Origin of the sequence: Saccharopolyspora erythraea NRRL 2338 (genome assembly GCF_000062885.1) — a bacterium.
GTDB lineage: Bacteria > Actinomycetota > Actinomycetes > Mycobacteriales > Pseudonocardiaceae > Saccharopolyspora_D > Saccharopolyspora_D erythraea.
The window spans coordinates 1,973,463-1,993,892 of sequence record NC_009142.1 but is presented as its reverse complement, the minus strand read 5'-3'; the positions used below and the strand labels follow the sequence as shown (position 1 = coordinate 1,993,892).

Annotated in this window: 24 protein-coding genes; 10 read left to right on the top strand and 14 right to left on the bottom strand. The window is 70.9% G+C overall.

Going from position 1 to position 20,430, the window contains the following annotated elements:
• Window positions 1–174: 174 nt before the first annotated feature.
• Both SACE_RS08895 and SACE_RS08890 read left to right on the top strand, forming a co-directional pair.
• A complete protein-coding gene (locus tag SACE_RS08895) occupies window positions 175–840 on the top strand; it encodes a potassium channel family protein (RefSeq protein WP_009947319.1) in 666 nt (221 codons plus the stop codon).
• Entirely contained in the window at window positions 840–1,511 is a 672-nt protein-coding gene (locus SACE_RS08890) for a potassium channel family protein (RefSeq protein ID WP_009947320.1), read from the top strand. Before SACE_RS08895 ends, SACE_RS08890 begins: the two co-directional genes overlap by 1 nt.
• 74 nt (window positions 1,512–1,585) lie before the next feature.
• Here SACE_RS08890 and SACE_RS08885 read toward each other — a convergent pair whose 3' ends face one another.
• The 4 genes from SACE_RS08885 to dut form a co-directional block, all read right to left on the bottom strand.
• The gene (locus SACE_RS08885) at window positions 1,586–2,344 is read right to left on the bottom strand and encodes a DUF3159 domain-containing protein (RefSeq protein WP_009947321.1); all 759 of its coding nucleotides are present in this window, start codon (window positions 2,342–2,344) and stop codon (window positions 1,586–1,588) included.
• Entirely contained in the window at window positions 2,341–2,718 is a 378-nt protein-coding gene (locus tag SACE_RS08880) for an OB-fold nucleic acid binding domain-containing protein (protein WP_009947322.1), read from the bottom strand. Before SACE_RS08880 ends, SACE_RS08885 begins: the two co-directional genes overlap by 4 nt.
• A 464-nt stretch (window positions 2,719–3,182) precedes the next feature.
• Window positions 3,183–3,836, bottom strand: a complete 654-nt coding sequence (locus tag SACE_RS08875; protein WP_009947323.1) for a DUF3710 domain-containing protein — start codon at window positions 3,834–3,836, stop codon at window positions 3,183–3,185.
• 3 nt (window positions 3,837–3,839) lie between these two features.
• Window positions 3,840–4,334 (bottom strand): dUTP diphosphatase, encoded by a 495-nt coding sequence (dut, locus tag SACE_RS08870; RefSeq protein WP_009947325.1) that lies wholly within the window; start codon window positions 4,332–4,334, stop codon window positions 3,840–3,842.
• 24 nt (window positions 4,335–4,358) lie between these two features.
• Between dut and SACE_RS08865 the strand changes: the two genes are divergently transcribed.
• A complete protein-coding gene (locus SACE_RS08865) occupies window positions 4,359–4,871 on the top strand; it encodes a DUF3093 domain-containing protein (protein WP_009947326.1) in 513 nt (170 codons plus the stop codon).
• Between the two features lie 89 nt (window positions 4,872–4,960).
• Here SACE_RS08865 and SACE_RS08860 read toward each other — a convergent pair whose 3' ends face one another.
• Entirely contained in the window at window positions 4,961–5,263 is a 303-nt protein-coding gene (locus SACE_RS08860; protein WP_009947327.1) for a DUF4193 domain-containing protein, read from the bottom strand.
• A gap of 485 nt (window positions 5,264–5,748) precedes the next feature.
• On the opposite strand from SACE_RS08860, the gene cei reads away from it, so the two are divergent.
• Entirely contained in the window at window positions 5,749–6,444 is a 696-nt protein-coding gene (gene cei / locus SACE_RS08855; RefSeq protein ID WP_197537729.1) for an envelope integrity protein Cei, read from the top strand.
• A gap of 313 nt (window positions 6,445–6,757) precedes the next feature.
• Here the strand turns inward: cei and SACE_RS08850 are convergent, their stop codons facing one another.
• Window positions 6,758–7,552, bottom strand: a complete 795-nt coding sequence (locus SACE_RS08850) for an inositol monophosphatase family protein (RefSeq protein WP_009947329.1) — start codon at window positions 7,550–7,552, stop codon at window positions 6,758–6,760.
• Between the two features lie 93 nt (window positions 7,553–7,645).
• Between SACE_RS08850 and ppgK the strand changes: the two genes are divergently transcribed.
• The 4 genes from ppgK (at window position 7,646) to SACE_RS08830 (ending at window position 12,089) form a co-directional block, all read left to right on the top strand.
• Window positions 7,646–8,407: a polyphosphate--glucose phosphotransferase gene (gene ppgK / locus SACE_RS08845; protein ID WP_009947331.1), complete on the top strand. Its 762-nt coding sequence runs from the start codon at window positions 7,646–7,648 to the stop codon at window positions 8,405–8,407.
• Window positions 8,408–8,648: 241 nt separating this feature from the next.
• A complete protein-coding gene (locus SACE_RS08840; RefSeq protein ID WP_009947332.1) occupies window positions 8,649–10,052 on the top strand; it encodes an RNA polymerase sigma factor in 1,404 nt (467 codons plus the stop codon).
• A gap of 130 nt (window positions 10,053–10,182) precedes the next feature.
• Window positions 10,183–11,112: a pentapeptide repeat-containing protein gene (locus SACE_RS08835; RefSeq protein ID WP_231849953.1), complete on the top strand. Its 930-nt coding sequence runs from the start codon at window positions 10,183–10,185 to the stop codon at window positions 11,110–11,112.
• 788 nt (window positions 11,113–11,900) lie between these two features.
• On the top strand, window positions 11,901–12,089 hold the full coding sequence (locus tag SACE_RS08830; protein ID WP_009947334.1) for a DUF7455 domain-containing protein: 189 nt from the start codon (window positions 11,901–11,903) through the stop codon (window positions 12,087–12,089).
• A gap of 100 nt (window positions 12,090–12,189) precedes the next feature.
• Here the strand turns inward: SACE_RS08830 and SACE_RS08825 are convergent, their stop codons facing one another.
• The 3 genes from SACE_RS08825 to SACE_RS08815 form a co-directional block, all read right to left on the bottom strand.
• Window positions 12,190–13,401: a cysteine desulfurase-like protein gene (locus SACE_RS08825; protein ID WP_009947335.1), complete on the bottom strand. Its 1,212-nt coding sequence runs from the start codon at window positions 13,399–13,401 to the stop codon at window positions 12,190–12,192.
• Window positions 13,402–13,410: 9 nt separating this feature from the next.
• Window positions 13,411–14,151 (bottom strand): hypothetical protein, encoded by a 741-nt coding sequence (locus SACE_RS08820; RefSeq protein WP_009947337.1) that lies wholly within the window; start codon window positions 14,149–14,151, stop codon window positions 13,411–13,413.
• Window positions 14,152–14,354: 203 nt separating this feature from the next.
• A complete protein-coding gene (locus tag SACE_RS08815; protein ID WP_009947339.1) occupies window positions 14,355–16,130 on the bottom strand; it encodes a DEAD/DEAH box helicase in 1,776 nt (591 codons plus the stop codon).
• 240 nt (window positions 16,131–16,370) lie between these two features.
• On the opposite strand from SACE_RS08815, the gene SACE_RS08810 reads away from it, so the two are divergent.
• A complete protein-coding gene (locus SACE_RS08810) occupies window positions 16,371–17,585 on the top strand; it encodes a YihY/virulence factor BrkB family protein (protein WP_009947340.1) in 1,215 nt (404 codons plus the stop codon).
• 39 nt (window positions 17,586–17,624) lie between these two features.
• Here the strand turns inward: SACE_RS08810 and SACE_RS08805 are convergent, their stop codons facing one another.
• Window positions 17,625–17,873, bottom strand: coding sequence for a DUF3039 domain-containing protein (locus SACE_RS08805; protein WP_009947341.1), 249 nt, complete (start codon window positions 17,871–17,873; stop codon window positions 17,625–17,627).
• 91 nt (window positions 17,874–17,964) lie between these two features.
• Window positions 17,965–18,294 carry a DUF3099 domain-containing protein gene (locus SACE_RS08800; protein ID WP_011873470.1) on the bottom strand — a complete coding sequence of 110 codons (330 nt, stop codon included), beginning with the start codon at window positions 18,292–18,294 and terminating at the stop codon, window positions 17,965–17,967.
• Window positions 18,295–18,438: 144 nt separating this feature from the next.
• Here SACE_RS08800 and SACE_RS08795 point away from each other — a divergent pair, with 144 nt between their 5' ends.
• On the top strand, window positions 18,439–19,110 hold the full coding sequence (locus SACE_RS08795) for a lysophospholipid acyltransferase family protein (RefSeq protein ID WP_009947343.1): 672 nt from the start codon (window positions 18,439–18,441) through the stop codon (window positions 19,108–19,110).
• A gap of 82 nt (window positions 19,111–19,192) precedes the next feature.
• On the opposite strand, the gene SACE_RS08790 is transcribed toward SACE_RS08795, so the two are convergent.
• The 3 genes from SACE_RS08790 to SACE_RS38270 all read right to left on the bottom strand — a co-directional run bounded on the left by SACE_RS08790 (window position 19,193) and on the right by SACE_RS38270 (window position 20,375).
• A complete protein-coding gene (locus SACE_RS08790) occupies window positions 19,193–19,765 on the bottom strand; it encodes an HhH-GPD-type base excision DNA repair protein (protein ID WP_009947345.1) in 573 nt (190 codons plus the stop codon).
• Between the two features lie 114 nt (window positions 19,766–19,879).
• On the bottom strand, window positions 19,880–20,194 hold the full coding sequence (locus SACE_RS37480; protein WP_143538096.1) for a hypothetical protein: 315 nt from the start codon (window positions 20,192–20,194) through the stop codon (window positions 19,880–19,882).
• A 37-nt stretch (window positions 20,195–20,231) separates the two neighbouring features.
• Window positions 20,232–20,375: a hypothetical protein gene (locus tag SACE_RS38270; RefSeq protein WP_009947346.1), complete on the bottom strand. Its 144-nt coding sequence runs from the start codon at window positions 20,373–20,375 to the stop codon at window positions 20,232–20,234.
• Window positions 20,376–20,430 lie beyond the last annotated feature (55 nt).

Sequence of the window (20,430 nt, the reverse complement as noted above, 5' to 3'; positions counted from 1 at the left end):
CCAACGACCGCGTTCACCCGATAGGGTGCAGCAGCCCGTTCGGGCGGGAACTCGCCGACAGGAGTCACGCACCGGGGTAATCCGGGTACCGTCACGCTGGCATGACGACCGGCAGGGTCGCCTAAGCAAAGAAACCCCCCAAGCGAAAACCCCCTTTCAGCGAGGAGACAGGTCGTGCACGTGGTGATCATGGGCTGCGGCCGGGTCGGGGCCTCCCTGGCCACGGCGCTGCAAAGGCTCGATCACACCGTGGCCGTGGTCGACAAGAACGCCCTGGCCTTCCACCGCCTGGGCCGCGACTTCCACGGCCGGCAGATCACCGGCAACGGCTTCGACCGGGACGTCCTGATCGAGGCTGGCATCGAGAAGGCCGCGGCGTTCGCGGCCGTGTCCAACGGGGACAACTCCAACATCGTCGCCGCCAGGGTCGCCAGGGAGACCTTCGGCGTCGAGCACGTGGTGGCGCGCATCTACGACCCGAAGCGAGCCGAGGTCTACCAGCGGCTGGGCATCCCGACCGTGGCGACCGTGCCGTGGACGACCGACCGGTTCCTGCGGATGCTGCTGCCCGAAGGCGTCGCCACGGCGTGGCGGGAGCCGTCCGGGACGGTGGCGGTGCTCCAGCTGCCGCTGCACGAGGGCTGGGTCGGCTGCAAGGTCACCGAACTCGAAGAGGCCACCGGTTCCCGCGTGGCGTTCATCATGCGCTTCGGCAACGGGATCCTGCCGACGCCGAAGACCGTGATCCAGGCCGACGACACCGTCTACGTCGCCGCGCTGTCGGGGACCGTCACCGACGTCACCGAGTCCGCCAGGCAAGCACCCGAGGAGAGCCACTGATGCGCATCGCCATCGCGGGGGCCGGTGCGGTCGGCCAGTCCATCGCGCGGGAGCTCATCGAGGGCGACCACCAGGTCATGCTCATCGAACGCAGCACCGAGAACTACCGGCCGAAGAACATCGACGCAGCCGAATGGGTGCTCGCCGACGCCTGCGAGCTGGCCTCGCTGGAGGAGGCGGGCATCGAGTCCTGCGACGTCGTCATCGCCGCCACCGGTGACGACAAGGTCAACCTGGTCGTCTCGCTGCTGTCCAAGACCGAGTTCGCGGTCCGCAGGGTGGTGGCCCGGGTCAACGACCCGCGCAACGAGTGGCTGTTCACCGACGCCTGGGGCGTCGACGTCGCGGTCTCCACGCCGCGGATGCTCGCCGCGGGCGTGGAGGAGGCGGTCAGCGTCGGCGACCTGGTCCGGCTGATGACCCTGCGCCAGGGCCAGGCCAACCTGGTCGAGATCACCCTGCCGGAAGGCACGCCGCTGGCCGGGCGCCGGGTTCGCGACCTGAAGCTCCCGGAGAACGCGGCGCTGGTGACCATCCTGCGCGGCGGCCGGGTCATCGTGCCGCAGTCCGACGACCCGCTGGAGGCGGGTGACGAGATGCTGTTCGTCGCCACCGACGACGTCGAGCAGGAGATCCGGGCCGTCGTGCACGACACCCAGAACCGGGCCTGAGCCGAAAAGACGACGAAGCCGATGCGCCTACCCGTCCGGGAGGCGCACCGGCTCCGATTCTTCTGCCAGAGCTGTCAGCTCGATGCGGGGTTGGAGCGCAGCGCCGGATCGGCGCGTTCGGCCTCGGCGGTCTCCTCCGCGACCTTCGAGGCCCGGCGCACCGCCCACACCGTGACGAGCAGCGCGAGCCCGGTCAGCGGGTAGCCCATCGCGATCCGGGCGAAGGCCAGCCAGCCGGTCTCGTCGGAGACGTAGAGCCACTGCTGCACCACGAACTTCGCCGCGAACACCACCGTCCAGGCCAGGGTCGCCAGGTCGTAGCCGAGCATCGCCCTGCGGTGCTTGCGCCAGGAGAACCCGAGCCCGTTCAGCGCCGACCACGCCACGCCGACCAGCGGCCAGCGGGCCACGATCGACACCAGGAACACCCCGCCGTAGACCAGGCTGGTCCAGATGCCCAGCAGGAAGAAGCCCTTGGCCTCCCCGGACCGGTAGGCGATGAACGAGCACACCGCCACCCCGATCACGCCGGAGATGGCCGGCTGCAGCGGCTCCTTGCGCACCAGCCGCACCACGGCGATCGCGAGCGCGACCCCGATCGCCGACCAGATCGCGACCATGAGGCTGGCCAGCGTGCTGATCACGACGAACACGACGATCGGGACGGCGGAGTAGGCGAGACCGCTGACGCCGCCCATCTGCTCGAGCATCGTCTTCTCGGCCTCTTGCACCCGGTCCTCGGAGGGATCGGGCGCCGGTCCGGTGGTGTCGGCCGGCTCCACGCCGGCTGGGCGGTGGCCTCCGGAGGCCGCCGATGCGTTGCTGTCGCTCATGCGGTGTTCTGCAGCTCGTAGTAGGGGTTGTAAAGCACCTTGCGACCCTCGCGCACCGCGATGCGGCCGCTGGCCTTGATGGTGCGCCCGGGCTCGATGCCGGTGATCCGGCGCCGGCCCAGCCACACGAGGGTGACGCCGTCGGTGCCGTCGAACAACTCGGCTTCCAGCGTCGGCGCGGACGCCTTGGGCGACACGCCCACGCTGCGCACCCTCCCGAGCACCACGGCCTCCTCGCCGCACTTGCAGTCGCAGGCCCGCTGGGCGCCTGCCTCCTGCGAACGCTCGGAGAGGTCGTCGGCGTCGAGCTGACCGACGTCGCTGGTCAGACGGTGTAGGAGGCGACGCCAGTAGCCGCTCCCTGTCTTGCTCATCTAGCGCTCCCGTGCGCTTCGGGGCTCGACTTCGCAGCCCGTCCGACTCCAGCGTAGCCCGCTGCGAACCGGAGGGTCGCCAGCCCGGCGACAATTGGACCTTGACCCCACGATCGGATCATTTTCCGATCACGCGAGGGGTCCCGCGCAGCTCGCGGCGCGCACGACCATCGCGCGGACGCGGGTGGTCCGCAAGACCCTGCGCGGGAGTGAGTCCGAGCCCACGTGCCGTAGCAGTCCCGCTCGGCGCGCGGGGTCAGCCCGCCCGGCATCGGGCGCGAATTCTGCCGTCCTCGGCTCCGGCGGCTGCCCAGCGCGGTTCCGGCAGGGCCCGCACACCCCCAGGTGGATGAGCTAGGCCGCGCAGGAGCCAGAGCCCCCAGTCGTACGCGTTGGGCACGGCGGCGGCCTGTCGGCCGGGAACCCCCGGCCGACCCGTTTCCGGCGCCGCCGCGCCCGCGGGACTAGCCCTGCTGCGGACCGTCCTGCTGTTGCTGCTGCGCCTGCTGGATGTGCCTGGCGATCGCCTCCGGGAGCTGGATCGGCAGCGGGGTGCGCACCGGCAGCGGGTCGTCACCGCGCACCACGACGGTCTCGTCCAGCACCGCGTAGAGCAGCTTCGCGCAGTCCTTGGCGTGCTCGGGCGGACCGGCCGCCACCCCGCGCACCAGCCACCGCGGCCCGTCCACGCCCACGAACCGCAGCGCGGCCTTGGGCGAGTCCGCGACCAGCTCCGGTCCCCAGTCACCGCCCTCGCTGTGCACCCGGGCCCCGTCCTTGCGCAATTGGTCGGCGAGCTCCTTGCTCACCTCCGGCCACAGCGGGCTGGTCTTCGGCGCGGCGAAGGCGCTGACCGTCAGCCTGCCGAACTGGGTGACCATGTGCACCGCCCGGACCGGCCCGGAGGGGTCCACCTCCACCTGCAGCTGCCCGCCTTCGGGCACCGGCACCCGCACCGAGCCGAGGTCGAGCCGCTCGACACCGTCGTCGGGCGCGTCGGCCTCGTCGTACGGGCCGTGGCCGGCGGACTCCCCGGTCTCGTCGACGATCGGTTCGTCGCCGAACGGCTCGTCGCCCGCGTCGTCCGCGGCCCGCCGTCGACGGCCCCATCCGAACATCCCTCAGACCTCCGTCCTGTGATCGGCTCCGGCCTCCGCCGGAACCGCCAGCACCTCGTGCCCGCCGGTGGATCCGTACCCCCCGGCACCCCGTTGCGACTCCGGCAGCGCGTCGACCTCCTCGAAGTCGGCGTGCTCGACCTTCTGCACGACGAGCTGGGCGATGCGGTCGCCCCGCCGGAGCGTCAGCGGCACGGCCCGATCATGGTTGATCAGGCAGACCTTGATCTCACCGCGGTACCCGGAGTCCACGGTTCCAGGCGCGTTGACCACGCTCAAGCCCGCGCGGGCGGCAAGCCCGGACCGGGGGTGCACGAATCCGGCGTAGCCCTCCGGCAGCGCCACCGCGACGCCGGTGCCCACGAGGGCTCGTTCGCCCGGTTGGAGGGTCAGATCGCTGGTGGTGACCAGGTCGGCTCCCGCGTCGCCGGGTTCGGCGTAGGACGGGATCGGGACATCGGGGTCGAGTCGGGTCAGCAGGACCTTCACGTTCGGCACGGGCGGCGAGACTACCCTGAAGACGTGCAGAAGAGCGCAGAAGCAGCCGGTCCCGCCGGGGACACCCCCGGTCAGGGGAACGAGAAGGGCTGTCCGGAGTTCCGCGAGCGGCTCTACGCGTCGTGGTGGACGTGGCCGCTGCCGGTGATCGGCGCCGTGCTGATGGCCGCCCAGGTGCACATGGGTTACCCGGGCGTGCGCGCGTGGCTGCCGTACGTCGTGCTGGTGCCGCTGGCGATCGCCATCCCCCTCTGGCTCGGCCGTACGAGGGTCGAGGTGCGCGACGGCGAGCTGTGGGCGGGCGAGGCGCACCTGCCGTTGCGCTTCGTCGAGGACGTCGAGGTCGTGCCCGGCCGGGACAAGCGGCGCACCCTCGGTCCGGACCTGGACCCGGCGGCGTACGTGCTGCACCGCGCGTGGGTGCCGACCTCGGTGCGGGTCTGGCTGGACGACCCGGACGACCCGACCCCCTACTGGATCGTCAGCACGCGCAGGCCGGAGAAGCTCGCCGCGGCGCTGGGCCACCCCACCGCCTGAGGGGAACCGGACGCGAAAAATCACTGGGCACACGCCGTCGCGTGTGCCCAGTGATTTTTCCGCTTTTGCTATCGGCGCGGGACGCGGGCTCAGGCCGCGCAGTCGCGGCAGATCAGCTGGCCGTTGCGCTCTTCGGCGAGCCGGCTGCGGTGGTGCACCAGGAAGCAACTGGCGCAGGTGAACTCGTCAGCCTGCTTCGGGAGGACCTTGACGGTCATCTCCTCACCGGAAAGGTCGGCGCCCGGGAGCTCGAAGTTCTCCGCGATCGCCCCTTCGTCCTCGTCGACGACGCCGGATTGCTCCGTGTTGCGCCGCGCCTTGAGCTCCTCCAGCGAGTCCTCCGCCATCTCGTCGGACTCGCTGCGGCGCGGAGCGTCGTAGTCGGTCGCCATCGTGTTTCACCCCTGCGATATGTGGAGACTGCAATGGTGTGCCGCTGGTAAACGTCCCAGGGCCCGGATTTGTGCCCGCAGGGGAGAGTGACGGCGATCTCGCTGGCGCAACGCGTTGATTCCCCCGAAACGAGCGATTCGCCTCACTCATCACTGCGGGAGGCGCCGAGAGGGTAGCTCATACGACACGGCCGCACGCACCGGGTCACCCGTAGGTGTGGTGTTGGCGGCAGTGGGGCAACCCGGCAAGATCGACGGAGCAGGTGCGACGCCGCCGCGTGGGAGCGCCCTGGAACCACCCGGACGGGCGCTGGGGTGCGCGTTTCGGGTGCGGCCGGTGAATTCGCCCTGATCGGCAACAAGTGCGATACGACGGCCGGTCCGGCACCGCGCGGGCGAGCGCCAGCGCCTAGGCTGATCCGAGCAGGACGCCAAGATCGGCGGGACCGGCGAACGTCAAGGGGAGGGTGGCAGGAGTGGCTGCCGTGAGCGCGAGGTGGGGTCGGCGCGGCCCCCGGTACCGACGGCGGCGGCCGGTGCCCGCGCTGCTGGTGCTGGCCGCGCTGGTGGTGCTGTCGGGGGTGCTGTGGACCAGGATCTTCGAGGGCGTCGAGGACATCGAGACCGCGACGGCCTGCAGTCCGCCCGGCGCGCCGACCGCGCCGCCGGCTCCCGGTGAGGAGCCGTACGCCCCGCTGGGCAAGATGCTGCCGCGCAACTCCCTCGACCAGACACCGCCGATCCCCCCGCAGGACATCCGGGTGCGGGTCCTCAACGGCAACGGCGAGAGCAGGCAGGCGTCGCTGATCAGCAACGAGCTCAGCGGGCTCGGTTTCGCCAAGGGCGGCGACCCGGACAACGACCCGGTGTACCCGAACTACGACCTGAACTGCCACGGCCAGATCCGGTTCGGCGCGGCCGGGGTCAACGCGGCCCGCACGCTCAGCCTCATCGCACCCTGCGCGCAGCTCGTGCGCGACGAGCGCCAGGACCCGGGCGTCGACTTCGCCCTTGGGTCGAAGTTCGACGACATCAAGACCACCGCGGAGGCCAAGCAGGTGCTCCAGGAGCTGGAGCACTGGGTTCCCCAGCGGGACAGCGCGGGCGGCACCCAGCAGGAGGTCAGCCCGCCGTCGATCGATCCCGCACTGCTCGTCGCCGCGCGCGACGTGCACTGCTGAGCCGGTCACCGGAGACGTGGAGGGGCCCGGTCACCCGCGGGTGACCGGGCCCCTCCACGTCGTTGTGCTTCCGCGGTCGTCCGGTCGGAGCCGCGGGACCTCCGCGCGCCGCTGGGCCGCCCAGGACCCGTTCATGAGCGGCGTCAGCCGCTTGCGGTGCGAGGCCCAGCCCGCACCGCCGCGGGTTCTCAGAAGCGTTCGAGCGGGGACGGCTTTTCGCGGCGTATGGGAACTACGCGAGAAAAGCTCCCGGGTCCGGAGGGCGCCTGAGGTTCCGCCACCGGAATCGACAGGCACCACTTCTGAAACATCGTCAGGCCCCGCCGGAGCGGCGCAGGGCGTCCTTGAGGGCCGTTCCGATACCCGGCGTCACGCAGAGGATCGTCCCGTCGCCGAGACCGTCGTCGGTGTCCGGGAAGGGCAGCCGCAGCTCGGCGCCCGCCTCCGCCGCGATGAGCGCCCCGGCCGCCCAGTCCCACCGGTTGAGCCCGCGCTCGTAGTAGCCGTCGAGCCAGCCGGCCGCCACCGCGCACAGGTCGAGCGCGGCCGACCCGCTGCGCCGGATGTCGCGGACCTCCGCCAGCAGCTTGCCGACCGTCGCGGCCTGTTCCCGGCGCCGCTCCACCTTGTAGGCGAAGCCGGTGCCGATCAGGGCCAGGTCGAGGCGCTCGGCGCCGGAGACCCGCAGCCGCCGATCGCCCAGGTACGCCCCGTGCCCCAGCGCGGCGCTCCACACCCGGCCGGAGGCCGGTTCCACGACCGCGCCGGCGACCGAGCGCCCGTCGACCTGCGCCGCCAGCGACACCGCGTACCAGGGGAAGCCGTAGAGGTAGTTGACCGTGCCGTCGATCGGGTCGACGACCCAGCGCAGGCCGTCCAGGGCGTGTTCCCCGCCCTCCTCCTCGCCGAGGACGCCCTCCCCCGGCCGCAGCTCGGCCAGCCGCTCCCGGACCAGGCGTTCGGCCGCCCGGTCGCCCGCGGTGACGACGTCGGTCTCGGCGCTCTTGGTGTCGACCGTACCGTCCGTCACCGCCTCGTCACGCACCGTGCGCGCCAGATCCGCCGCCTGGCTCGCGACCTGCACCGCTACGGTGCGAAGGGTTTCCACGTCGAGCTCATTTGCCAATCCCACGAACACATCGCAACACAACACGGTTAAGGTCTGCACACCTTCGTCTGAATCGAATAGGAAGGGTCAGCCATGGCAACTGCCCGCGGTTTCGGCGTGGACATCGGCGGGTCCGGCATCAAGGGCTCGGTTGTGGACATCGACGCCGGTGTGCTGGCCGAGGAACGCATGCGCATCCCGACCCCGCAGCCCTCGACCCCGGCCGCCGTCGCGGACGCGGTGGCCGAGATAGTCGAGAAGTTCGCGTGGACGGGTCCGGTCGGCGTGACGCTGCCCTGCGTCGTCAAGCGCGGAACGGCCCACACCGCAGCGAACGTCGACAAGAGCTGGATCGGTACAGACGCGCAGGCGCTGTTCGCCGAGCGGCTCGGCAAGCCGCGCGAGGAGGTCGTCGTGCTCAACGACGCCGACGCGGCCGGCCTGGCCGAGATGCGCTCCGGCGCCGGCGCGGGCCACCGGGGACTCGTCGTGCTGCTGACCTTCGGCACCGGCATCGGCAGCGCGATGTTCGTCGACGGCAAACTGATCCCGAACACCGAGTTCGGCCACATCGAGGTCGACGGCCACGACGCCGAGACCCAGGCCGCCGCCTCGGTCAAGGACAACCTGGAGCTGTCCTACCCGGAGTGGGCCGAGCGCGTGGGCAGGTACCTGGAGGGGCTGGAGAAGTTCCTCTGGCCCGACCTGATCATCGCAGGTGGCGGCGTCAGCCGGAAGGCGCACAAGTGGCTGCCGCTGCTGGAGTGCCGCACCCCGATCGTGGCCGCCGAGCTGAAGAACGACGCGGGCATCGTCGGCGCCGCGACGGCCGCCGCGGGCGGCATCGAGCACTGAGGGACCAGCACTCTCCAGTGCCCGGGGGCGGGGCGGCTCCGCCTTGCAGCGGAACCGCACTCGTCCATCGCAGTTACAATGGAACACGGCCCACCTGATCCGAGGCCGCCGGACGAGTTCGCAAGCGCAGCTCACGTGCCGTCCGGGAGGATTTCGGTCAGGGTGGGTTGTCCCCGACCTTTGGCGGCCGAGGTTTCGCGCCCTCCGGCCAGCCCTGATCGACCGTCGCGAAAGGGCGTACGTGGCAGCCGCAGAAACCGCAACCCGACGCTCCAGCTCCGCTGCAAACTCTGGCGGTGCCCAGTCCCAGTCGGCCCAGACCCAGGCGAACGCCGCGGCCTCCGACGCCGAGGAGACCAAGCAGGCCACCTCGACGCGCAAGACCACGGCCAAGAGTTCTGCGGCCAAGAGCCCGGCCGGCACCAAGTCGACCGCCCGCAAGACCGCGGCCAAGCCGGCGGCGAAGAAGGGCGCCAAGACCTCTTCGGCCAAGTCGGCGAAGGGGGCCTCGGCCAAGGGCAGCGGCGAGAGCATGGAGATCGACGAACCGATCGAGACCGATCTGACGTCTCCCGATGTCGCCGACCTCGCCGAGGTCGAGGTGGAGATCCCGGAGGAGCCCACCGTTCCCGAGGACGAGGACGGCAAGGCCGACTCGGACTTCGTGTGGGACGAGGAGGAGTCCGAGGCTCTCCGGCAGGCCCGCAAGGACGCCGAGCTCACCGCCTCGGCCGACTCGGTCCGCGCCTACCTCAAGCAGATCGGCAAGGTGGCGCTGCTCAACGCCGAGGAAGAGGTCGAGCTGGCCAAGCGCATCGAGGCCGGCCTCTACGCGGCCGAGCGGCTGCGCCAGGCCGAGGAGGCCGAAGAGCGCCTGGCCATGCAGATGCGGCGCGACCTGCGCTGGATCGTGCGTGACGGTGAGCGGGCGAAGAACCACCTGCTGGAGGCCAACCTCCGGCTCGTGGTCAGCCTCGCCAAGCGCTACACCGGCCGCGGCATGGCGTTCCTGGACCTGATCCAGGAAGGCAACCTCGGCCTCATCAGGGCCGTGGAGAAGTTCGACTACACCAAGGGCTACAAGTTCTCGACCTACGCCACCTGGTGGATCCGGCAGGCCATCACCCGGGCCATGGCCGACCAGGCGCGCACCATCCGCATCCCGGTGCACATGGTGGAGGTCATCAACAAGCTCGGTCGCATCCAGCGCGAGCTGCTCCAGGACCTGGGCCGCGAGCCCACCCCGGAGGAGCTGGCCAAGGAAATGGACATCACCCCGGAGAAGGTGCTGGAGATCCAGCAGTACGCCCGGGAGCCCATCTCGCTGGACCAGACCATCGGCGACGAGGGCGACAGCCAGCTCGGTGACTTCATCGAGGACTCCGAGGCGGTCGTCGCGGTCGACGCGGTGTCGTTCACGCTGCTGCAGGACCAGCTCCAGTCGGTGCTGGCCACGCTGTCGGAGCGCGAGGCGGGCGTGGTGCGGCTGCGCTTCGGCCTCACCGACGGCCAGCCGCGCACGCTGGACGAGATCGGCCAGGTCTACGGCGTGACCCGCGAGCGGATCCGCCAGATCGAGTCCAAGACGATGTCGAAGCTGAGGCATCCGTCCCGGTCGCAGGTGCTGCGCGACTACCTGGACTGAGCACTTCGCACGCGAGGAGGGCGTCCGCCCCGGAGCGATCCGGGACGGGCGCCTTCTTCGCGTTCGGGGCCGGCGGCTTCGCCCGAGAGGCGGGACCGGTGGACGGGCGATCGCGGCAGGATCGTGAGGCGTGAGACGTTCAGCGTCCGCGGACGAGCACCGGGTGCTGTCCAACGGTGCCATCGTCGCCTGGGCCGTGGGTCTGCTCGTGCTGGCCGCGGGCTCGATCGTCACGCTCTGGTCGCTGCTCGGCTCGGGCGGCCCCAACGCCTCCGTGCGCCTGGACATCATCCGCACCGCGTTCAGCATCGTGGTCGGCGGTGGCGGCGCGGCCGGGCTGTTGCTCGCGGCGCGCAGGCAGCGGGCCACCGAGCTCGACCTCCGGCAGCGCGACCACGACGCCGCGGAGACCCGCGTGACCGAGCTCTACGGCAAGGCCGCCGACCAGATGGGCAGCGACAAGGCCCCTGTGCGGCTCGCCGGGATCCTCGCGCTGGAGAGACTGGCCCAGGGCCATCCGGAGCACCGGCAGACCATCGTGGACCTCATCTGCGCCTACCTGCGCATGCCGCGGGAGGACGATGTGAACGCCGCTCAGGAGGAGGAAGTCCGCCAGACCGCGCAGGGCGTCCTTGCGGCGCACCTGCGGCCCGAGGAGACGTCCCGGTTCTGGCCGGACGTGCGGCTGAACCTTTCCGGCGCCCGGCTGCGGTCCTTCACCTTCGCCCGCTGCCGCGTGCGCACGGCCTCCTTCGCCGACGCGCGCTTCCACGGCGCGGCCGTGTTCCGGGGTACCACCTTCGATCGGTCGGCGGACTTCCGCAACGTGCGGTTCACCGGTCTGGCCGACTTCCGCCGCGTCACCTTCGACGGCGAGGGACCGAACTTCCGGGGCACCTCGTTCGAGGGTGCGGTGGACTTCGGGGAGCACACGACCGCCGTCCTCACCGGGGCGCTGGCCTCCGACGACGACGGGAGCAGGCGGAAGTGGCCGAACGGGTGGGTCGCGGAGCCGTCGGCCGAGCGACCGGGTTGGTCGAAGCTCGTGCGCGAGGGGTGACCGATTGCTCGCGCAGTGGAACCGGAGACGGCCGCAACGCGTCTCACCGGTACCAGCTGAGTCCTGCGAGTGAGGAAGGAGCCGGGACATGAACAGAGGCTGGATGTCGATTCCCCTGGGAGAGCCGGGCGGATGCCGCCTGTTCGGTCGGCAGCTCCCGTGCAGGACTCCGGAGGGTGTTCCACGCGGCTAGACGGTTGCGCGGTCCGCCCGGATCTCCGAAGGGCCTGCGCGAACCGAACGCGGGAACGCGGCGCACCCGTCGCTTCCCATCCTTTCCGGCGCGGTGGTGCGGCTGGACGGTCGCGCGACCGCGCCGACTCGTGCGCCCAACGTGTGCGGGCAACCACGAAACGTGCGATTCTCGGGCCGGGACGATGGAAATCGTTGCCGTGATCACCGAGCGGAAGCGTTCCGACGATCGGGAAATTCCTGTTCGCCTACAGCGGAACGCCGAGTCGCCGAACCAGGCGAAATGTGACAAGAGACACCCCACCGTGCGAACCGGCGAGCGCCGGAGATCGCGTCGGACGACCTTGACCCGCCGGATTTCCCCTAGTCACAAGGCTTTCACCGCCCGTTGGCCACTCTGCGCTATCGCCGTTGCTGCAACCGGGTGCTTCGACGTGACGACAGTCGCCACACCCAACGGGAACACTGACTTCCGCTGAAGCGTCTGCAAGAGTGGAGCCAACGAGCACCGACCTGACAGCCAGTGGGCCACCGGTGGTCGTAGCAGGATCGAGGGCGCCGGTAGATCTCCGGCGCCGGGACGGAGGGAGATCACGATGCCTGGAACGCTCACCCGCCCCGAGCTGACCGCCGCCGACCGCTGCGACCGCTGCGGGGCCGCTGCGAAGCTTCGCGCCGTACTGCCGTCCGGTGGGGAGCTGCTGTTCTGCGGGCACCACGCCCGCGCCTACGAGTCCGGTCTCCGCGAGGTGGAGGCCGAGCTCCAGCAGGACGAGCAGCACTAGCACCCGAGTCAGCGTTCCCCCGGGGAAGCCACGCTTCTCCGGGGGAACGGCTTTTTCCGGGGACCTTTCCGGGGCTTCTCGGCCCTGTCGCGGCGGCCCCTCAGCCGGTCAGCTCGCCCAACGCTTCGAGCAGGCGGCGCACGTCCTCCGCGGTGCTGTAGTGCGACAGACTGGCCCGCACGCCGCCCTCAGGCCCCAGTCCGAGCGCGTCGACGGTCTCCCAGGCGTAGGAGTGCCCGTGCGAGACGTTGACGCCGCGAGCGGCAAGCTTGTCCGCGACGACCGACGGTGACAACCCCCGCACGGTGAAGAACGCCGTCGGAGTGCAGTCACCCGACTTCGGCCCGTAGCGCTTCACCCCGCCCAGTGCGTCCAGACCCTCGAACAACATGCGCCGCAAAGCCTCTTCGTGGGCGATGACGGCCCTGCGCGAGGTGTCGAGCTTGTCCACCCGGCTGCCATCGGAATCGGAGTCCAGTTCGGCGAGGTGCCGCACCGCGGCGGTGACTCCGGCCATCGCCTCGAACGAGTTGGTGCCGAGCTCGAAGCGGTCGGGCACGGTGTCCGGCGACGGCGCGAGCTTGTCGGGGTGCAGCGTCTCCAGCGTCCAGTGGTCGGCCGCGACGACGGCCGCCAGGTGCGGACCGGCCCACTTGTAGGCGCTCGTGGCGTAGAGGTCGGCACCCAGCTCGCGGATGCGCACCCTCGCGTGCGGGCAGTGCTGCACACCGTCCACATAGGACAGTGCGCCCGCTTCTGCGGCGCGCTCGGTGATCCTGGGCAGGTCGGGCATGATGCCGAGCAGGTTGGAGGCCGCGGTGACCGCGACCAGCCGCGTCCGGTCGCCGATGAGCTCGACGACATCGTTCGCGGACAGCTCCCCGGTGTCCGGATCGATGTCGGCGACTCGCACGGTCGCACCGGCCCGTCGCGCGGCCTGCACCCACGGGCGGAAGTTCGCGTCGTGGTCCAGGCGCGTCACCACGACCTCGTCGCCGGGACGCCAGCCCGCGGCCAGCACCGAGGCGAACCGGTAGGTCAGCGCGGTCATGCTCGGACCGAACACCACGCACGCCGGGTCCGGTGCGCCGACCAGGTCGGCCACGGCCGCCCGCGCCTCGGCGACGATGCCGCCCGCGCGGCGGCTCGACTCGTACGGTCCGCCCTGGTTGGACACGCCGATGCGGTAGGCGTCGGCGACCGCGTCGATCACCGCCTGCGGCACCTGCGTCCCCGCGGCGCCGTCGAGCCAGGCGCGACCGTCCGACAGCGCCGGGTACTGCGCACGGATCTTCTCCACGTCGTAAGCCATGCGGCGACCCTACGAGCCTGTGGCCCCGGCCACGAGGACATTCCGGGTGAACACCGCATCGGTGACGTCACCGGCCGGCTCCACCACGTTCGGACCGTAGACCTCGGGCTCCAGAACCCGCAGGACGACGCAGAACCGCCCGCGCGTGCCGTGGGCGCGCATCAGGTCGCGGTAGTGCGAGGCGAGGTAGCGACCGGCCGCGCGGTTGGACGCCGAGGACTGCCCGCAGATCAGGAACGTCGGCTTGTCCTTCGGGCCGCGGACGATCTTGGCCAGGGCGACGTGCTCGACCCTGCCCCGCTCGAACTCGTAGTGGTGCTCACCCACGGCGATGGCGACGGGTTGCGAGCGTTCGGACTCGATGAAGTCGAGCCCCGGCAGCGCCGACCGCATGTGCGCGACGGTGCGCCGGTTGGCGGTCGGCCCTCCGATGCAGAACTCCGCCTTGTCCGCGACGCCCTCGTAGTTCTGGTCGTGGAAGATCACGTCGGGCCGGGCGCCGCAGTCCCCCAAGGTCGCCGACAGCTCCAGCAACGCGGCGGCGTCGTTGCGGTGGACGCTGTTGTCCTGGTTGGACGAGGCGTGCCGGGGCACCACGACGAGGTAGTCGGAGTCGGCGACGAGGCCGAAGAACTCGCGCTTGCGCCCCAGCCTGCGCCGCGCCACCAGCCGGCCGGTCAGCCACACGACCGAGCCCGTGATGGCGCTGGCGATGATGTTGAGCGCGACGTTCCACGCGTCCCCGTTCACGGCCCCCACCCAAGATCGCCACTCATCCGTGGAAAGGGTAGCGGCGGTGGCCACCCGGGTCAGCCTTCTTCCCGGAGGACCGAACCGAAAACCATGCCGCTGGAAGGCAGCACGGACGACGGCGCGATCACGTACCTGCCGGCGGCGGGCACCTCTTCGGCCCGTTCACCACACCGCGACGAGCCGTTCGCCGGCTCACCTCACTACCAAGACCGCAGCGTCGCGATGCGCTCCTCCAGCTGTTCGACGCTGGCCATCGCGGTCGGCGGTCCCCCGCACACCCGCCGCAGCTCGTTGTGGATCATGCCGTGCGGCTTGCGAGTGCGGTGGTGGTGCAGCGACACGAGCGTGTTGAGCTCCTTGCGCAGCCCGTGGATGCGCTCCTGCACGCTCTGCGGCTTGCGCTGCTGGGCCTCCTCGTCGGCCTTGGCCGCCTTCGCCGCCTTGTCTGCCGACTCGCGCTTGGCGACCTCGGTGAGCTGCTCCTCCTGCCGCTGCCGCAGCAGGGCGCGCACCTGGTCGGGCTCCAGCAGACCCGGCAGGCCGAGGTAGTCCTGCTCGTCCTCGGACGTGCCGAACGCGGCGGTGCCGAAGGACGACCCGTCGTAGATCACCTGGTCGAGCTCGGCGTCGGCGCCCAGCGAGGTGAACGCCTTCTCCTCCTCGCCCGGCTCGTCGCGGCTGCGGTTGGCCTCGGCGAGCAGCTCGTCGTCCCAGCCGTCCTTCTCGCGGTGCGGCTTGCCCAGGACGTGGTCCCGCTCGGCCTCGAGCTGGCTGGCCAGCTCCAGCAGCACCGGCACGCTGGGCAGGAAGACGCTCGCGGTCTCCCCCGGCCTGCGCGCACGCACGAACCGGCCGATGGCCTGGGCGAAGAACAGCGGCGTCGAGGCGCTGGTGGCGTAGACGCCGACCGCCAGGCGCGGCACGTCGACGCCTTCGCTGACCATCCGGACCGCGACCATCCACCGGTCCTCGGACTCGGAGAACTCCGCGATGCGCCCGGAAGCCTTCGGGTCGTCGGAGAGCACCACCACCGGCTCGACTCCGGTGATGTGGTGCAGCGTCTTGGCGTAGGCCTTGGCCGTGACGTGGTCGGAGGCGATGACCAGTCCGCCCGCGTCCGGGATGCCGCCCTTGCGCAGCTGCGTCAGCCGGGTGTCGGCGGCCTGCAGCACCGACGGGATCCACTCCCCCGACGGGTCCAGCGCCGTGCGCCACGCCCGCGCGGTCTGCTCGGCGGTCAGCGGCTCGCCGAGCCGGGCGCTGTACTCGTCGCCCGCGCTGGTCCGCCACCGCGTCTCGCCCGAGTACGCCAGGAACACCACCGGACGCACGACGCCGTCCTTCAGGGCGTCGGAGTAGCCGTAGGAGTGGTCGGCACGGCTGCGCAGCGAACCGTCGGCGTCGGGCTCGTAGTTGATGAACGGGATCGGCGAGTCGTCGCTGCGGAACGGCGTACCGGTCAGCGCCAGCCGCCGCACGGCGGGCGTGAACGCCTCGCGCACGGCGTCGCCCCAAGACTTGGCGTCCCCCGCGTGGTGCACCTCGTCGAGGATGACCAGCGTCTTGCGCCGCTCGGTGCGCACGCGGTGCAGCGTCGGGTGCGCGGCGACCTGCGCGTAGGTCAGCACGACGCCCTGGTAGTCGCTGGAGGTGACGCCGTCGCCGTTGCGGAAGTTCGAGTCCAGCGCGATGCCCGCGCCGCCGGCCGCCAGCGCCCACTGGTGCTTGAGGTGCTCGGTGGGTGCCACGACCGTGACCGAGTCCACCGTCCGGTCGGCAAGCAGTTCGGAGGCGATGCGAAGCCCGAAGGTCGTCTTGCCCGCGCCGGGCGTGGCGACGGCCAGGAAGTCCTGCGGCTTGCCGGACAGATACCTGGTCAGCGCCCGGCGCTGCCACGCCCGCAGCGGGCGGGAAGGCGCCTGCGAAGGGTCGCTGAGTACGGATCGGACGGAATAGTCGACTTGCGCCTCCGACACGCCTGCTCGCCGCTCCTTCCCGCGATTTCCCGGACCTGCCGTGCACGCCCCCACGCGTGCGGCCCACGTCGAAAGCTCCCGGCCGTGGAACGCTCGGGAGCCGCCGTGCAGCCTACCTGGCCGCCGGAGCCCCGGCGGCCGGCCCGACCAGTGGCGGGCCCGACTGAGATCGGGATGACATCTCGATTTGCACGGGTCGCCGCCCGCTCGAGACCGGCATGAAGCATCCTTGTAGGCGCCATGGCTGCCAGTCCGAACTACCACTACCGGCCGCAGACGCCACCCGACCGTCCGGTGAAGCGGGGGCCGCTGCGGCTGGTGTGGCGCACGGTGACCAAAGCCTGGTGGGACAACATCTTCTCGGAGTCGGCGGCGGCCGCGTTCTGGCAGACGCTGTCGATGCCGCCGCTGCTGCTCGGGCTGCTGGGCAGCATCGGGTTCATCGCCGACTGGTTCGGACCCGCGGTCATCGACGCGGTGCACGCCAACATCCTGGGCTTCAGCCGCACCGTCTTCAGCGGCAACGTGGTCGACCAGATCATCGCGCCGACGGTCGGCGACATCCTCACCAAGGGGCGGACCGAGATCGTCTCGGTCGGTTTCCTGCTGTCGCTGTGGGCGGGCTCGTCGGCGCTGGCGTCCCTCGTGGACTCGATCACCCTCGCCTACAACCAGTACATGGTACGCCACAGCGTGTGGCAGCGGACCTTCGCGCTGCTGCTGTACCTCGTGAGCCTGGTGCTGGCGGTCATCGGGCTGCCGGTCATCGCGCTTGGCCCGGACTGGCTGGTGCGGGTGGTCCCCCAGGAGTTCCAGGACGACGTCGCCTGGCTCATCCAGGTGTTCTACTACCCCGCCACCGGGGTCCTGCTGGTGCTGGCGCTGGCCACGCTGTACAAGGTGTCGCTGCCCAGGAAGCTGCCGTGGCACCGCGGGCTGCCGGGCGCGCTGCTGGCGATGCTGGTTTTCCTGTGCTCCAGCATCGGCATGCGGCTCTACATCGCGTGGGTCACCAGCACCGGCTACACCTACGGCGCGCTGGCGACGCCCATCGCGTTCCTGCTGTTCGCGTTCTTCATCGGGATGGCCATCATCATCGGGGCGCAGTTCAACAACGCCATCGAGGAGATGTGGCCGGCGAAGATGACGCGCAAGGAGCGCCGCCGGTGGCGCCGCCTGGAGATGCGGCGCATGGCCCAGCGGATGCACACCGAGGAGGGCTACCAGGCGTGGCGCAACGGCAACGCCGAGCACGCCGTCGAAGAGGAACCCGGGGCCCGGACAACCCTGCGGCTGCCGACGAACGGGACTGCCCCCGCGGTCGAGGACACCGGCGCTCGCGACTCGGGGCGCGAGCGAGCACGAGAGGACGATTCAGCAGGTCCGGAGCCCGCCGAGCAGGCCCGGACGGCCGGCGCGGAGGAGGTCAGGAGAGCAGAACAGCGCGGTGGCTGACACCACCGCGCGTACCGCTTGCCGGCGCCGGGTGCGCCGTCAGCTGTCGCCGCCGGGCGGGAGCGACTCGAAGATCTCCTTGCAGTCCGGGCACACCGGCGAACCGGGCTTGGGGGACTTGGTGACCGGGAACACCTCACCGCACAGCGCCACCACGTGCGTTCCCATGACCGCGCTCTCGGCGATCTTGTTCTTCTGGACGTAGTGGAACATCTCCGGCCGGTCGTCACTGGTCTGGTCAGTGGTCTCGGGCCGGGTGTCGGTCTCCGGAAGCGTCATCGTGCTCATGGCTCCATGATGCCGCACCCGCGGCTCGCGGGTGCCCGCACGGTGAACCGGCGGGTCCGGGTGACTCTCCCGGTGCCCGCCGGTCCGCTGGTCAGGTGCCCTCGATCACCTGGTGCTCGCGAGCCTCGATGGAACGCGAGGAATGGTGATAGCGGCTGACGTGCTCCTGCTTGCGCGGCGGCCGGTCGTTGGCGATCAGCACGGCCATCCACGGCAGTGGAACCGAGATCGCCAGCACGATCAGCGCGAGCCACCAGAGCCCCCAAGCCTGGTAGATCAGCGCCGCGAACGCCAGGCAGGGAATCCGGCAAGCCATCATGATCGCGTACTTGCGCCTGCGCACGGCCTGCTGGTCGTCGTAGGACGGCTGCGCCTCGGTGATCAGCACCGGGGTGTCGTCGCCATGCTGCGTACCACTCACGACACCACCTCCTGCTCTCCATCGTCCCACTCCGCACCCGAGCCCGACAGCCCGGATACCGACTGAACACGGCTGTAACCGGTGGCGAACAGACGCGATAAGCCACGGGGTTAGATTTGATCGGGGAACGAAGCGGGAGGCGACATGTTGTATTCGGTGACCAAGCGGGTCGTGGGCTCACTGGCGCGGGCTGTTTACCGCCCGGACGTCATCGACGCCGACAAGGTGCCGTCCACCGGACCGGTCATCCTCGCCCCCAACCACCTCGCCGTCGCCGACAGCTTCATCGTGCCGCTGGTGCTGCCGCGCCCGGTGGCGTTCCTGGCCAAGGCCGAGTACTTCCGGGGCAGTGGGCTCAAGGGCGGGCTCTCGCGCTGGATGTTCACCTCGCTCGGGGCGATCCCGGTCGACCGCGGCAAGGGCCGGGCGGCCAAGGAGGCGCTGGAGGCCGCCGAGCGGGTGCTCAACGACGGCGGCGCGTTCGGCATCCACCCGGAGGGCACCCGCTCGCCCGACGGGCGGCTCTACCGCGGCCGGACCGGGGTGGCTCGGCTGGCGCTGAGCACCGGCGCGCCGGTGGTCCCGGTCGCGCTGACCGGGACCGACAAGCTCCAGCCGATCGGCACCCGCATCCCCCGCATCCGGCCGGTCACGGTGCGTTTCGGCGACCCGCTGGACTTCTCCCGCTACTCCGGCATGGACGGTTCGCTGCCGGTCCTGCGATCGATCACCGACGAGATCATGTACGCGATCGCCGAACTGTCCGAACAGGAATACGTGGACCGCTACCAGAAGCCGTCCTCGGCAGCGGCCTGATCGCCTGTCCTCGAACTCAGCTCGCGTGGCGGCTACGCCGCTTCGAAGATTCGAAGACAGGCTCTGAGCCGCCCAGCGGGCGTCACTTCTTCGCGGCGGCCTTCTGCTGCTTCTTCCAGGTGCGGACCTCTTCGAGGCTCTGCTGGTCGACCACGTCGGCGATCGACATGCGCACGCCGTCCTCCCCGTAGGCGCCCGCGGCCTCCCGCCAACCCTCGGGCCGCACGTCCCACTGCTTGCCGAGCAGGGCGACGAAGATCCGGGCCTTCTGGTCGCCGAATCCCGGCAGCGCCTTGAGCCGCTTGAGCACCTCCCGCCCCGACGGGTCGCCCTCCTGCCAGATGCGCTCGACCTCCCCCTCGTACTCGTCCACGAGGTACTGGCAGAGGGTCTGCACACGCTTGCCCATCGACCCCGGGAACCGGTGGATCGCCGGCGGCTGCGCGCACACCGCCAGGAACTCCTCCTGGTCCATCGTGGCGATGCGGTGCACGTCGAGGCCGCCGAGCCGCTCGGCCAGCGTCTTGGGACCGGTGAACGCCTTCTCCATCGTGATCTGCTGGTCCAGCAGCATCCCCAGCAGCAGCGCCAGCGGGTCGCGCCCGAGCAGTGCGTCGGCTTCGGCGTCCTGGGTCAGGTAAAGCGAGCGAGTCATGCGCCAAGCGTGGCACGAGGACCGCGCGGTGGCGTCTCAGCCTCGGTTCCCAGGACAGCTCGTCCACCAGCCCGGCGACGCGCTCCGGTGCGGGATCGGACTCGACCAGCGCTCTCAGGCGCTGGGCCTGCGAGGTCGTCGGCAGGAAGCCGACCAGCGGGCAGCAGCAACCGCCGGACCAGCGGCTCCGGCTCCGATGTCATGTGCGGCCTGCGCACGACCGAGACGTTCACGCGGACCGCGTGCTCGTTGCCCGGCGGCACGCCGGGCCGGTTCGGACTCGACGGCGGCGTAGCGGAAGCCGTGGGCGAGGTCGCAGGCGGCGCAGCCCATCGGTCCGCGGCTGAGCCGCTGCCCGCAGTCCTCGCACGTGATGCGGCCCAGGGCGGCGTCCAGCACGCGCCAGTCGTGCCGGTCGGGTTCGGCCACGACGAGCTCCGCGAGCTCGGCATCCGGCTCGCCCGCCTTAATCGGCGCGGAACCATCGCCATTCCTCCTCGACGATGCCGTCCACCAGCGCCGCGCAGTGCGCGCAGCCCGGCGCACCGCCGTACTCGTGGCCGCCGCACTCGTCGCAGCGGACCAGCGCAGCGCCGACCGCGGGCCTCATCCGCTGATCGTCTCGTGCGACAGCCGTCGACGCGATCGGATTCCCGGCGCCGGCC